The sequence below is a fragment of the Antarctobacter sp. genome (genome assembly GCF_034670325.1).
Classification (GTDB): domain Bacteria; phylum Pseudomonadota; class Alphaproteobacteria; order Rhodobacterales; family Rhodobacteraceae; genus Antarctobacter.
In genome coordinates this window covers 303,115-316,028 of sequence record NZ_JAXMNR010000006.1, presented here as the reverse complement: position 1 = coordinate 316,028, position 12,914 = coordinate 303,115, and the positions used below count along the sequence as shown (strand labels likewise).

General features: G+C 62.9%; 13 protein-coding genes. 1 reads left to right on the top strand and 12 read right to left on the bottom strand.

What is annotated here, in order from left to right; genetic code table 11:
• Positions 1-42: 42 nt before the first annotated feature.
• The 10 genes from VOI21_RS17065 to VOI21_RS17020 all read right to left on the bottom strand — a co-directional run bounded on the left by VOI21_RS17065 (position 43) and on the right by VOI21_RS17020 (position 9,587).
• On the bottom strand, positions 43-279 hold the full coding sequence (locus tag VOI21_RS17065; RefSeq protein ID WP_323771154.1) for a YdcH family protein: 237 nt from the start codon (positions 277-279) through the stop codon (positions 43-45).
• 117 nt (positions 280-396) lie between these two features.
• Complete coding sequence (locus VOI21_RS17060) at positions 397-1,068, bottom strand: thermonuclease family protein (protein ID WP_323771153.1); 672 nt, start codon at positions 1,066-1,068, stop codon at positions 397-399.
• A gap of 83 nt (positions 1,069-1,151) precedes the next feature.
• Entirely contained in the window at positions 1,152-2,804 is a 1,653-nt protein-coding gene (betA, locus tag VOI21_RS17055) for a choline dehydrogenase (RefSeq protein WP_323771152.1), read from the bottom strand.
• A 101-nt stretch (positions 2,805-2,905) separates the two neighbouring features.
• Positions 2,906-4,366, bottom strand: coding sequence for a betaine-aldehyde dehydrogenase (gene betB, locus VOI21_RS17050; protein ID WP_323771151.1), 1,461 nt, complete (start codon positions 4,364-4,366; stop codon positions 2,906-2,908).
• A 24-nt stretch (positions 4,367-4,390) separates the two neighbouring features.
• Positions 4,391-5,899, bottom strand: a complete 1,509-nt coding sequence (gene betC / locus VOI21_RS17045; RefSeq protein ID WP_323771150.1) for a choline-sulfatase — start codon at positions 5,897-5,899, stop codon at positions 4,391-4,393.
• The gene (gene betI, locus VOI21_RS17040) at positions 5,896-6,462 is read right to left on the bottom strand and encodes a choline-responsive transcriptional repressor BetI (RefSeq protein WP_323771149.1); all 567 of its coding nucleotides are present in this window, start codon (positions 6,460-6,462) and stop codon (positions 5,896-5,898) included. Before betI ends, betC begins: the two co-directional genes overlap by 4 nt.
• A 144-nt stretch (positions 6,463-6,606) precedes the next feature.
• Complete coding sequence (locus VOI21_RS17035; RefSeq protein ID WP_323771148.1) at positions 6,607-7,668, bottom strand: DUF1036 domain-containing protein; 1,062 nt, start codon at positions 7,666-7,668, stop codon at positions 6,607-6,609.
• Positions 7,669-7,740: 72 nt separating this feature from the next.
• Positions 7,741-7,920, bottom strand: a complete 180-nt coding sequence (locus VOI21_RS17030; RefSeq protein WP_323771147.1) for a hypothetical protein — start codon at positions 7,918-7,920, stop codon at positions 7,741-7,743.
• A gap of 129 nt (positions 7,921-8,049) precedes the next feature.
• Positions 8,050-8,949, bottom strand: a complete 900-nt coding sequence (locus tag VOI21_RS17025; RefSeq protein ID WP_323771146.1) for a DMT family transporter — start codon at positions 8,947-8,949, stop codon at positions 8,050-8,052.
• A gap of 44 nt (positions 8,950-8,993) precedes the next feature.
• On the bottom strand, positions 8,994-9,587 hold the full coding sequence (locus tag VOI21_RS17020) for a LysE/ArgO family amino acid transporter (protein ID WP_323771190.1): 594 nt from the start codon (positions 9,585-9,587) through the stop codon (positions 8,994-8,996).
• A 154-nt stretch (positions 9,588-9,741) separates the two neighbouring features.
• On the opposite strand from VOI21_RS17020, the gene VOI21_RS17015 reads away from it, so the two are divergent.
• On the top strand, positions 9,742-10,452 hold the full coding sequence (locus VOI21_RS17015) for a DUF5765 domain-containing protein (protein ID WP_323771145.1): 711 nt from the start codon (positions 9,742-9,744) through the stop codon (positions 10,450-10,452).
• A gap of 8 nt (positions 10,453-10,460) precedes the next feature.
• Here VOI21_RS17015 and VOI21_RS17010 read toward each other — a convergent pair whose 3' ends face one another.
• Both VOI21_RS17010 and VOI21_RS17005 read right to left on the bottom strand, forming a co-directional pair.
• Positions 10,461-11,210, bottom strand: coding sequence for a hypothetical protein (locus VOI21_RS17010; RefSeq protein ID WP_323771144.1), 750 nt, complete (start codon positions 11,208-11,210; stop codon positions 10,461-10,463).
• Between the two features lie 219 nt (positions 11,211-11,429).
• On the bottom strand, positions 11,430-12,884 hold the full coding sequence (locus tag VOI21_RS17005; protein ID WP_323771143.1) for a PAS domain S-box protein: 1,455 nt from the start codon (positions 12,882-12,884) through the stop codon (positions 11,430-11,432).
• Between the last annotated feature and the right edge of the window lie 30 nt (positions 12,885-12,914).

Below are 12,914 nucleotides of genomic sequence, written 5' to 3'. Positions count from 1 at the left end.
TCCCGGGGCGCATGGTCTTTTTCAGGTCAAGGCGCGCTGCCGTCAGGCGCGCAGGATGCCGTAGATTTCGTCCTTGAGCGCGGCGCGCTGCTTGCGCAACTGATCCTCGGCCAGTTGCTCCATCGGTTCGACATTGGTCTCGGCCCGGTGCACCTGCCGGTTGATCTCGTGGTATTCATCGGCAAGCTTCACGAAATGCGCGTTGGACTGTTTCAGATCGTGCATCTTGTCTGCGAATTCGGGAAATTCTTCGGACAGTTCGTGCGGTGTGTGCGACATTGGCGTCTCCTTTTCTTCTGTTCGACCACCAATTTACACAGGCCGTGATCACACACTTTGACCGGGATCAATTCCGCACAGGCAATGCATTTTTTCGCGCTTTCAGAGACCGCCCGGTCAGTGATGCGCCCGCCGCCAGCCCGCGTCCTGCGCCTCTGCCTCGGAACAGAACCAGCGTTCGCCCTTGACCAGATTGATCCGGGTCGCGCCGTACCACGCCTGCCCCGGCATATGATAAATATGCGCGTCGCCGCGGTTCGAGATGTTGCCCTTGATCTCGCAGCCCTCCGGCGCGCTGGCAAGATGCTGCGCGTCATGGCCACGCCGCGCCGCCTTGCGGAAATCGGCAGGCGATTCCACCCCCGCCCCGTGCAGACCGACACCGCGTCGCGCCGCCTCTGCCTGTTGCGGCAGATAGTCAGAGGAATAGCGCGTATAGGCAAAGGCCAGCCCGCCCCGCACCAGCGCCGCGCCCAGATCCTCACCCGCAACCGCGCAACGGGCGACGGTGCGCCCGTATTTGTCGATGTCCATGGCCACGCACCGGGCGCTGCGCCCGTCAAAACGCGCCCGCACCTCGCCGCTGATCCAACTGCCACAAGGCCACATGGGCGCGGTCCGGTTGCCGCAGAACTGGCCGTTTTCCGGGGCGTCGATGCCGTGCAGGCGAATACGGGTCTCGCCAATCGCAACCGTATCCCCGTCGATGACCCGCAATGGACCACTCAGGTCCGCCAAAGCGACCGAGGCCAGAGACGTAAGAACAAGCGCGAAACAAAATCTTAACATATTGTTAAGATCTGCACTCACCCCCACGATTTCAAGACAAACCTTAACGTAAGGTTAACGCGCCTCAAACGTGGTTAACGATTTCAGCGCTGCGCGGTCTCCCACTGCGGGTGCACCCAAGGCTCCGCATTCTCAGGCGGCAAGCGGCGGCCCAGCACGTGATCGGCGATCTTTTCGCCCACCATGATCGACGGCGCGTTCAGGTTACCGTTGGTGATGCGCGGAAAGATTGAACTGTCCGCCACCCGCAATCCCTCAACGCCAATCACCCGGCCCTGCGGGTCCACCACCGACATGGGATCGTCCGACGCCCCCATCCGGCAGGTGCCACAGGGGTGATAGGCGCTCTCGGCGTGCTCGCGGATGACCGCGTCCAGATCCTCGTCCGTCTGCGCCTGATCCCCCGGCTGCAACTCCTTGCCGCGATAGGGCGAGAACGCCTCCTGCCCGAATATCTCCCGCGTCAGCCGGATACAGCGGCGGAAATCCTGCCAGTCCTGATCGGTGCTCATGTAGTTGAAAAAGATCCTCGGGTCCGCCTCGGGATCGGCAGACTGCAACGTCACCTCACCCCGCGACGGCGACCGCATCGGCCCCACATGCGCCTGAAACCCATGCCCCTCCGGCGCGATCTTGCCGTCATAGCGCACCGCAATGGGCAGGAAGTGGTACTGGATGTCCGGGTACTGCACTCCCGCCTGCGACCGGATGAACCCGCAACTTTCGAACTGGTTCGATGCCCCCGGTCCCTTGCGCGCCAGCAGCCATTGCAGCCCGACCCAGGCCTTGCCCATCAGGCTCCAGTATTTCGCAAGGCTCACCGGCTGCGTCGCTGCCATCTGGATGTACAGTTCCAGATGGTCTTGCAGGTTCTGTCCCACACCCGCCCGGTCCGCCACCACGTCGATGCCATGCTCCGCCAGATGCGCGCCCGGTCCGATCCCCGACAGCATCAGCAGTTTGGGCGAGTTGATCGCACTGGCGGCAAGGATCACCTCAGCCCGCGCGCGGATCACCTCGACCTTGCCGCCGCGCGTGACCTCAACCCCCGTCGCACGGCCCTGCTCAAAGACAACCCGCCGCGCAAAGGCCCGCACCAGTTCCGCCCCCTGCGCCATAGCCGGGCGCAGATAGGCCTTGGCCGCCGACCACCGCTCGCCCTGCCAGACGGTCATGTCAAACGCGCCAAAGCCCTCTTGCTGGTGCCCGTTGTAATCGCCCGTGACCGGATAACCCGCCTGCCCGCCAGCCTCGACAAAGGCCTGCACCAAAGGGTTGTCGCGCTTGCCCCGCGTCACATGCAGCGGCCCGCCCTGCCCGCGCCACGACGCATCGCCGCCATGCCCGCCGTCGTGCCAGTCCTCCATCCGCTTGAAATAAGGCAACACGTCGGCATAGCCCCAACCCTCGCAGCCCGCGTCGCGCCAGTGGTCATAGTCCAGCGCATGACCGCGGACATAGATCATCCCGTTGATCGACGACGACCCACCGATCACCTTGCCGCGCGGACAGGCCATGCGCCGCCCGCCCATGTGCGGCTCAGGCTCGGTCTGATACCCCCAGTCATAGCGCGGCATGTTCATCGGATAGCTCAGCGCGCCGGGCATGTTGATGAACGGCCCCCAGTCGCTGCCGCCATGTTCGATGACAATCACCGATTTGCCCGCTTCGGTCAGCCGCGCGGCAATGGCGCAACCGCCCGATCCCGCGCCGACAATCACATAATCCGCTTCCATGGGTCCGCCCCTTCAACCTTCAAAACGGGCACACCCCCTCCGCCCCTCCGCGCGCTTGCGGGCGCGGGGTGGGCGGGTGGGCGCGCCCGCAAGCGCGCCTCTCAGAAAGGCGCCTCTACGTCACCCATCCGCACAAACACCGATTTCAGCTGCGAATAATGCGAGATCGCCGCCTTGGAATTCTCACGCCCGACACCCGACATCTTGACCCCGCCAAAGGGCAATTCCACCGGCGCGTCATTGTAAGAGTTGATAAAGCACGACCCGGCATCCAGCGCCCCGATCACCCGATGCGCGCGTGCCAGATCGCGGGTAAAGACACCCGCCGACAGGCCCATCGTGGTGTCATTGGCACGCGGGATCACCTCATATTCGCTCTCGAAATCCAGCACAGCCATGACGGGACCAAAGATCTCTTCGCGCGCGATCACCATATCGTCGGTCACATCTGCAAAGACCGTCGGCGCGATGTAGAACCCATCCCGCTCCAGCGCAGCCCCGCCGCAGACCAGCCGAGCGCCCTCGGCCAAGCCCTTTTCGATATAACCCAGCACGATCTCGCGCTGCCGGGCGCTGACCATCGGGCCAAACGTCACCGCCTCGTCCATCGGATCGCCGATCACCGCGCCCTGCAACCGCGCCGCCAAACGCTCCAGAAACGCCTCCTTGATGCCCTTCTGGACAAAGACCCGCGTGCCGTTGGAACAGACCTGACCGGAGGAATAGAAATTCCCAAGGATCGCGCCCCCAACGGCATTTTCCAAATCTGCATCGTCAAAGATCACCAGCGGGGATTTCCCGCCCAGTTCCATCGTCACATGCTTCATGCCCTCGGCGGCGGCGGCATAGACCTTGCGGCCCGTGGGCACCGATCCGGTCAACGACACCTTGTCGACACGGGGATCAGTGACCAGCGCCGCGCCCACGGCCCCCGCGCCCTGCACCACGTTGTACAGACCCGCAGGCGCCCCCGCCTCGATCATGATCTCCGCCACCTTCAGCGCGCACAAAGGCGTCTCCTCTGACGGTTTGAAGATCATCGCATTGCCGCAGGCCAGCGCGGGCGCGCCTTTCCAGCAGGAAATCTGCGTTGGATAGTTCCATGCCCCGATCCCCACGCACAAGCCCAGCGGTTCACGCACCGTGTAGCCCCAGTTGCCATCGGGCAGTTGCACATGTTCACCCGTCAGACTGCCCGCCAGACCGCCGAAATACTCCAGCGCATCCGCCGCACTGGTGGCATCCACATACAGCGTCTCGGACAGGGGTTTGCCGGTGTCATAGCTTTCCAGCACCGACAGGTCGCGGTTCCGTTCGCGCATGATATCGGCGGCCCGGCGCAGCACGCGGCCACGCTCTGTCCCGCTCAGTTTCCGCCATTCGGCCTGAGCGCGTCGCCCGCTGGTGATCGCCTGTTCGATCACCGCCGGTGTCGCCGCGTGCAGGCGCGCAATCACCGCGCCGGTGGCCGGATAAACCACTTCGATCACCTCACCAGAGGTATCTTCGACATACTGACCATCGACAAAATGCGAGGCCTGCGGTTGCGTGTCATAACTCATCATCTGTCTCCTGTAGAACCGACGTCACTCACCGCGCGGAAAGCGCTGGCTGTCTTCCACGTCGTTCAAATCCATATGGTTGCGCATGTAGCGCTCGCTGGCCTTTTGCAGCGGCTGGAAATCCCACGGAAAATAGCCGCCCTGCCGCAGCGCCTCATAGACCACCCAGCGCCGCGCCTGAGACTGCCGAACCTCGGCGTCGAACCGCTCCAGATCCCAACGCGCGGCAGATTTGACCCGGAATTTCTCCAGCACCTCGGCATGGTCCGGGTCCTCTGCCAGATTGGCCCGCTCATGCGGATCAGCCTCAAGGTCAAACAGTTGCTCGGGGTCCAGCGCGCAATTGGTGTATTTCCACTGCCCCTCGCGCAGGCATATCAGCGGCGCGTAAGAGGCCTCGGCGGCATATTCCATCGCCACTGGCGAGATGCGCGCCCGCCCTTTCATGACCGGCGTCAGGCTCTCGCCCTCGGTCCAGGGCATGACCTCTGACATGTCCACGCCCGCCAGATCGCACAACGTCGGGCACAGGTCGATGGTCGACACCGGAGCCTCGATCCCCGCGCCCTCTGCCCCCGGCACCGCGATCATCAAAGGCACCCGCGCCGCGCCTTCGTAAAAGCTCATCTTGAACCACAGGCCCCGCTCGCCCAGCATGTCGCCGTGATCAGAGACAAAGACCACGATGGCCTCTTGCCGGGTCTCCTCCAACACCTGCAACAGCTTGCCGATCTTCTCATCAAGGTATGAGATATTGGCGAAATAGGCGCGCCGCGACCGGCGAATATCCTCGTCCGAGATATCAAAGCTGCGCCAGTCGTTGGCGTCAAAAATCCGCTGCGAATGCGGATCGTGATCCTCATAGGCCATCGCGGGCACGTCGGGCGTCAGATGTTCGCAATCCTCGTAAAGATCCCAGAACGTCTTGCGCGCCACATAGGGATCATGCGGATGGGTAAAGCTGACGGTCAGGCACCACGGCCGGTCGTCCTTGCCCCGCGCCAGATCATACAGCTTGCGCTCGGCGTGATAGGCGACCTCATCGTCGTATTCCATCTGGTTGGAGATCTCGGCCACACCCGCGCCCGTCACCGACCCCATGTTGTGATACCACCAGTCGATCCGCTCTCCCGGTTTGCGATAATCCGGGGTCCAGCCGAAATCGGCGGGGTAGATATCGGTGGTCAGCCGTTCCTCAAACCCATGCATCTGGTCGGGACCGACAAAGTGCATCTTGCCGCTGAGGCAGGTCTGATAGCCCGCCCGCCGCAGATGGTGCGCATAGGTCGGGATGTCCGACGCGAATTCGGCGGCGTTGTCATAGACCCGCGTCATGCTGGGCAACTGCCCGGACATGAAACTGGCCCGCCCCGGCGCGCAGAGCGGGCTGGCGGTATAGGCGTTCTGGAACCGCACCGACCGTTTCGCCAAGGCCCGCAGGTTCGGCGTATGCAGCCAGTCGGCGGGACCGTCGGGGAACAGCGTCCCATTCAACTGGTCGACCATGAGGATCAGGATATTGGGTTTGGTCATGGGGTCCTCATCAGGGCGTGGGCGGTTTGGATGACTTGGCAGGCGGCCCCCTCGACGCCGCTGCCCGACAAGGCCGCGCGCAGGTAGACGCCGTCGATCAGCGCCGCGATCTGCTGCGCCACGGCGTCAGGGTTGTCGGCCCGGTCGCGCAAGGCATGCACCAGATTGGAATGCAGCCGTCGTTGATAGACATGCAGCAGCCGCGCGGCCTCCGGCTCTCGTCGGGCCAGCACGTAAAAGTTCAGCCACGCCGCCACCGTGTCAGAGCGAAAACAGCTGTCGGCAAAGTTCGCCGCGATCACCGCCTCCAACCGCCCGCCATCGGGGGCGGCGGCCAGCGCGCTGCGCACCTCGGCGCCGTATTCGGTCAGGATATGGCGCATCGCGGCGAGGAAAATCTGCGCCTTGCCGCCGAAATAGTGATGCGCCAGCGCGCTGGACATGCCCGCCCGCCGCGCGATCTTTGAGACGGTCACGTCCAGCGTCCCGGCCTCGCCGATCTCGGCCACCGTGGCCTCCATAAGCGCCGCGCGCCGAATTGGTTCCTGTCCGATCTTTGGCATAACGCTAAAATGGCTTTTGTTGACTGGCGGGTCAATCAAAATCATCCCGCTATCATCCCGCGCATCCCCCGACGACACAAAAGCGCCGAAACCCTGCTCAGGTTTCGGCGCTCAATCGTGTTCCAAATGTCAGACGCGCGGGCGTCAGTCGACCCGGCGATAGGTCAGGACATTGCCCCGCCCCGGATTGATCAGTTCCAGCCGCTCCGCCGTCACCTCACCCAGATGCACGCACCAGCCGTCCTGCGTCTCCAGCTCTGTCCGGGTGAACCCGACCCCCTCATAGGGCGCGTCGGGACAGGTGCCGCCCAGCGTCATCCACTGATGGCCGGTGAATTCGCCGTCGTAATAGTCATAGACATCCGCGCCCGCGATCGTGAACCGTGACGCCGGATCGTCCACCGACTGCCATGTGCCCTGCATCAAGTGCCGCTCTTCGGAAAAGAAATCGCCGTCGAACACCTCTGTCACCCGCGCCAGCGCCACCTCGACCGTGATGTCGCCATAGTTGACCATGTCGCCTTCGATCTCGACTGCCAGTGGCATCGGCCAGTTTTGCAGATCGTCCAGAATGCTGTCCGCCGTGCCGCCGCCATAATAGGCGTGATAGCGCCAGCCCTCGATCTCAAAGCTGCAATAATCCAGCCCGTCGATCAGGTCACACCCTGTAAAGATACCGTTTTGGGTGAACGGTTCCCCCAGACTGCCGCGCGGAAAATCCACCACACTTTCCAGTGGCAGCTCCTCTTCGCTGTAGTCAGGGTCCGGATAGTCAGGCTGCGGGTCCGGCGTCCCCCCGTCCGCGACCAGCGTCAGGGTAAATTCCGCCGCCTCGCCGGTGTCGACCTTGCGAAAGCGGGTGCTTTCATAGCCGCGCGCGCCGCAATCCTTGTCGCCCTCGATGGTAAAGGCATCCGGCGCGCTGCAAAATGAAAACGGCCCGTCGAAACCGCCGCCCTTGACGGTGGCCCTGTAGTAGAAATAGCGCCGGCCAAGGTCGCGCCCCATGACCGTCTTGCATTCCCCCGGTGCCAGTTGCCACCAGCCCTCGGATGTCCAGACACCGCCCGGTGCCTCATAGCCGATGGCCACGCTCTGCCGCAGGTCCGTGTCGTTACAGACGTCCAGCCCGGCTTGGACGACACCCGGTGCCACCCCCGCGACCAAAGCCCCGATAACCGCTTTGCGAAAATTCCGTTTCTTCAAACCTTGTCCTCCGATATTCGGAGCACATCAGACACGTCCCGCAGAGACCCTGTCGAGCCTTTTGGCAAAAATTCAGAGGTTCAGCGTGCCCAAAACCCGGTTCTGCGGCAGCCGCGCAACTTCGACGCCGTGGTCGGTGCGTCGCAGGTTGTAGCCATAGCCCCGCATCCGGAACCGCCACTCTGCCTCGGACAGGACCTTCTGCCGTTCACTCAGCAGGAAGTCCTCAATTTCTGTCATGTCATCGGTCATTTTTCCCTCCGCAAACATCAAATTCCTCCTGATATGCTGCACGCGAATGCTTGCATCATCGTTAAAAAATGGGGCGCTATTGCGCCCAACAGAAGGAGTTTCAGCGAAAAGTGAACCGCCGTCAGGGCGTCAGGTCTTGGTTTCCGACACCAGCGGCGTGATCCGCCGCTTCAGCACCGCCTCACGCCAGGTGATGAAAATCACCGCCGCCATGATCAGCGATCCGCCCGCAATGACCCACGGGTCCGCAGGTTCGCCAAAGGCAATTGCGCCCAGCGCCACCGCCCAGACCAGTTGCAGGAAGGTCACCGGTTGCGTCACCGTCACCGGCGCGGCGGCAAAGGCCAGTGTCATCGTGTAGTGCCCCGCCGTGGCAAAGAACGCCACGCCCAGCAGCACCAGCAGTTCCGGCCCCGTGGGCCAGACCCAGACCGCGATGGCCAGCGGCGCCAGCCCGATGGTCACCCCGACCGACAACAGCGCGACCACCACCGTGGCGCTCACCTCACCGGACAGGATCTTGGCCAACAGGTAGGACCCGGCAAAGAACAGCGCCGTCGCCAGCATGGCGAAATGGCCCGGGTCCAGTTCCCGGAACCCCGGCCGCAGGATCATCAGCGCGCCGATCAGCGCCGCCACGATGGCCATGACCCGCCGCAGCGCCAGCCGCTCACCCAGAAAGAACACTGCCAGAACCGTCACATAGACCGGGTTGATATAGTTCATCGCCGTCACCTCGGCGATGGGGATGCGGGTCATGGCATAGAACCACAGCACCACCCCGCCGGTGTGAAACACCGCGCGCAGGGTGAACAGCCGCCACAGCCGCGGTGTCAACCGCACCTTGGACAGGCTTTTGGCGACGGGCAGCAGAAAGAGCAGCCCCATCACATAGCGCAGAAACGCCGATTCCGCCGCCGGGATGCGCTGGCCCAGCGATTTCACCAGCGCCGTCACCGCGACAAAGCACAGCCCCGTCACCACCATCCAGAACACACCCCGTGCCGGGCTCTGCAAATTTTCTGCCATGGCCAAGGCTTAGCCGATTGACCCGCAGGTACAAGCCCCCGGCGCTACATCGCAATCAGCTTTGCCGCGATGGCCCACATGGTCAGCCCGATCACCAGATCCAGCACCCGCCACGCCGAAGGCCGCGCAAACAGCGGGGCCAGCGCCCGCGCGCCGAACCCCAGCGAGAAGAAAAACACAAAAGAGGCCGTCATCGCGCCCAGCGCAAATCCCAGCCGGTCGTCGTATTGCGCCGAAACCGCGCCCAGCAGGACCACCGTGTCCAGATAGACATGCGGGTTCAGCCACGTCAGCGCCAGACAGGTCAGAACCGCCGCCCGCAGGCTTTGCGCACCTTCGCCCGCCGCCAGCACCGCCCCGCCTTTCCACGCCGCATACAGCGTCTTGGCCCCGTACCAGATCAGGAAGGCCGCGCCAAAGATCCGCATCCCCCATTCCAGCCCCGGCACCGCCTCGACCAGCGCGCCAAAACCCGCCACCCCGCCAGCGATCAGCACCGCGTCCGAGACCGCGCAGACCAGCACCACGGGCAGCACATGCACCCGCCGCAGCCCCTGTCGCAGCACAAAGGCATTCTGCGCCCCGATCGCAAGGATCAGGCTCAACCCCAAGGCAAACCCCGCCAGCACCGCTTCCATTGTGTCCTCTTTCACGTCTCCTCGCCCAGATGCGACCCCTCGCGCGGAACCGCCCCAAGGGCAAGCGGAAATGCCCCCGACGGGGTGATGCCCCCCGCTACGGCATTGACCTGCCCGGCCATTTCCAGAATTCTGACCACAAGGGAGTGACCACATGTGCTGGAGCGAAACCGCCACCTTCGCCATGACAGGCCTTGGCGCCGCCGCAACCGTCGTCACATGGCGGCGCGGCGATCCGGCGGGCATCTGGGGCACTCTGGGCTATTTCACCCTGATGGAGGGGCTACAGGCCTGGGGCTACGGCGTGGTCGACCAATGCGGCACACCGGCCAACACCACGGTGACGGTCCTGTCCTACCTGCACATCGCCTTCCAGCCCATCGTGATAAACCTGTTCTGTCTGGCCCTCGTCGGGCCGGGGATCGCCCCGCATACCAGACGCATCGTGCTGGCGCTGGCCGCGCTTGTGTCGCTGACCTTGCTGGCGCGCCTGATCCCCGCCGACTGGCTGGGCACCTGCCCGCCCGGCACACCGCTCTGCGGGGCGGCGTTCTGCACGATATCGGGCGACTGGCACATCGGCTGGACGATGCCGCTCAACAACCTGTTCAGCCTTGCGCACTGGGTTGGCGGGGTCGGGCAATTCCCCGACTACCTGCTTGCCACGCTGCTCCTGCCCTGCCTCTACGGAGCATGGCGCTTTGCCGTCCTGAACATGCTGGTCGGGCCGCTGCTGGCCTCCGGCCTGACCAGCAACCCCAATGAGATGCCGGCGGTCTGGTGCCTGATGTCGATTGCGCTGGTGCTGATCGGGATCAGCCCGCTGTTCCGACGGCAGGTCTTTCCCCCGACCGCCACCGCCTGACAACACGCCTACCGCTTGCGCCCCGGCGGATGGAACAGATACTCTGCCAGCACGCCCAGCTTGAACGGCAGCCGCCCCTTGCGGTCCACCAGTTGCTTCAACGTCATGCGCCGCCGCCGCACAATCGCGCGGGCGATGCGGAACTCGGTGCGCCGCTTGCGCTCCAGCACAGCGGCGGGCAGCAGCCGCTTGATCCCCTTCCACAGCCAGCCAAGCTGAAAGAACGCCAGCGCCTTGAACACCCCCTTTTGCAACGTCGACCACGTCATCCGCAGCGCCGCCCCGCCCGCCGCCACCAGCCACAGCGGCAGTTGCACCGAAAACAGGATCAGCCACAGCCCCATCGAGGTCACCGACAAGGCCAGCGAGGCAAAGAGGATCACCATCCACGCCACCGCACGCTCCAGCGGGCTCAGCCGGTGGAACCACGCCAGCAGCCGCGCATAGCGCAGCTGCACACCCTCCAGATAGCCTTTCACCAGCAGTTGAATGCGCCGCAACAGCGCCTTGCCCAGCATCAGGGGCAGGACAGAGGTCATGATCCATTTCTTGATCAGCTCGACCCGGAAAAACATCGCGCCTTGCGTCTTGAGCCAGACAAAAAGCACCGGCAGTTCGACGCCGGCCAGCTTTTTCATCAGCACCTTGATCTGGGTCAGGATCAGCCCCAGCGCAATCAGCACCTCATGCCCGAAATACCACGTCGCGGCCCCCGAAAGCGCCACAAAGACCACCAGCAAGAAAAGCGCCCGGACCAACATCCCCCCGGCTTAGGCGGTTTTCGCGCATCCCTGCAAGTCGGGCATTCCGTCAGGGTCGCTTGTTTGCCCGAAACGCGGGCGCGACGCTGATCCAAAGCCTGCTCAAAGACGCAGGGCCAAGCACGACTCTGCATTTGGGCACAACCGCCATCCTGCGACCCGACATCGCCACAAAAGCCAAGACGCGGACTCGCCCGCGCTTTAATGCGTCACGGGTCAGGCGGCCTGAAAATGCGCCGAGGGTACGGCAATCGACCACTCGATCCCATCGGCCTGCATCTCATAGGTGGTGTCTGCATTCAGCACCGTCCGCGCGTGAGACGTCAGGACCGTATTGCCAAAGCCTTTTCCGACAGGTTTTTCTTTGACGACCACCCCGGTTTCCAGCCAATTGAAATGCAGCCGCCCATCGGTGCGCGCGACATGCCAAGAGATCACCACCTGACCGCGGCCCTGCTTCAACGCACCGTACTTTGCGGAATTGGTCGCCAGTTCGTGGATCGCCATCCCGATTGCCTGCACACAATCCGGTTGCAGTTTGATGGCCGGCCCGGTGATGGCAACCCGCTGGTCGTCTTTTACAGAGGTAAACGGCTCTAGATGCCCTGCAACAACGTCGTCGAGCGAAACACTCGACCAGGCGTTGTGAACCAGCAGATCGGTCGATTTCGACAAAGAGGCCAACCGCGCACCGAATTTCTGGCTGAACTCTTCCAGCGTTTCGGCAGTTCGCGCTGTTTGACGCTGAATGGCCAACACGACGCTCAACATGTTCTTGGCGCGATGGATCACCTCATTCGCGATCAGGTCACGGGCCCGCTCGGCGTTGCGCACATCGGTGACGTCGCGATGAATGTTAGAGATCGCGATAATCTCACCCTCCATGCTCCGGATCGGCGCGCAACTTACCCAGACCTCGCGTTCCGTTCCGTCCTTGGCGACACGCTTTGCCTCGAAGTCCTGCAACCTGCCTGCGATAATTTCATCTCGGTAGTAGCTGACGCGGTTCGGCCAATTGTCGGGGTAGAGTGTTTCAAGAGACTGACCGATAATTTCGGCCTGTCCGTAACCATACAGCCTTTCGGCGGACGGGTTCCAAGTGATGATTTTGCCGTCCAGATCGTAACTTAAGATGGCATCGCTGGTCGTGGCGACCAATGCGGCCATTGCGTTGGAATTGATGTGAGCCTGTTCTATCTCTTCGCGCTCGATATGCCGCGTGGTGATATTGCGATGCTGAACGATCAGGTACGGTTTGTCGCCGCGCTGATAGCGGTTCGCGGTCAATTCAAACCAGCGTTTTTCAGTCGGGCTGTTGCAGGGGTATTCGCATCGAAAGGTGCTGCCGGTCTCCAGCGTCCTTTGCAGCCCCTCCGGGACAATTTGCGCGACCGCATTGGAAGAACCGTCTGCGGGGGTACAGACCGCTATGTAATTACTGCCGACAGAGCAACTCTCCAAATTTCCGCCGTTTTGCAGGCAAAAATTGTCCCATGCCCTGTTCGAGGCAAGAATGCAGCCGGCCTCATTCAGCACGACAACCTCGTCTTCCAGCGCATTCAATATGTCCAGCACGCCGGAAAGCTCGTCAGTTTGAAGGGTTTCTTGCATCCGCACAGTCCTTGGGCTTCGACAAACAACGCAACGAAGATATACCTTTTCGCGTCCCACGCACTATGACAGCTTCTTTCGAATTGGAAA

Bases quoted from the DNA above. Each gene is read 5' to 3' on its own strand.
- VOI21_RS17065 (WP_323771154.1), bottom strand. From the start codon at position 279: ATGTCGCACACACCGCACGAACTGTCCGAAGAATTTCCCGAATTCGCA.
- VOI21_RS17060 (WP_323771153.1), bottom strand. From the start codon at position 1,068: ATGTTAAGATTTTGTTTCGCGCTTGTTCTTACGTCTCTGGCCTCGGTC.
- betA (WP_323771152.1), bottom strand. From the start codon at position 2,804: ATGGAAGCGGATTATGTGATTGTCGGCGCGGGATCGGGCGGTTGCGCC.
- betB (WP_323771151.1), bottom strand. From the start codon at position 4,366: ATGAGTTATGACACGCAACCGCAGGCCTCGCATTTTGTCGATGGTCAG.
- betC (WP_323771150.1), bottom strand. From the start codon at position 5,899: ATGACCAAACCCAATATCCTGATCCTCATGGTCGACCAGTTGAATGGG.
- betI (WP_323771149.1), bottom strand. From the start codon at position 6,462: ATGCCAAAGATCGGACAGGAACCAATTCGGCGCGCGGCGCTTATGGAG.
- VOI21_RS17030 (WP_323771147.1), bottom strand. From the start codon at position 7,920: ATGACCGATGACATGACAGAAATTGAGGACTTCCTGCTGAGTGAACGG.
- VOI21_RS17025 (WP_323771146.1), bottom strand. From the start codon at position 8,949: ATGGCAGAAAATTTGCAGAGCCCGGCACGGGGTGTGTTCTGGATGGTG.
- VOI21_RS17020 (WP_323771190.1), bottom strand. From the start codon at position 9,587: ATGGAAGCGGTGCTGGCGGGGTTTGCCTTGGGGTTGAGCCTGATCCTT.
- VOI21_RS17015 (WP_323771145.1), top strand. From the start codon at position 9,742: ATGTGCTGGAGCGAAACCGCCACCTTCGCCATGACAGGCCTTGGCGCC.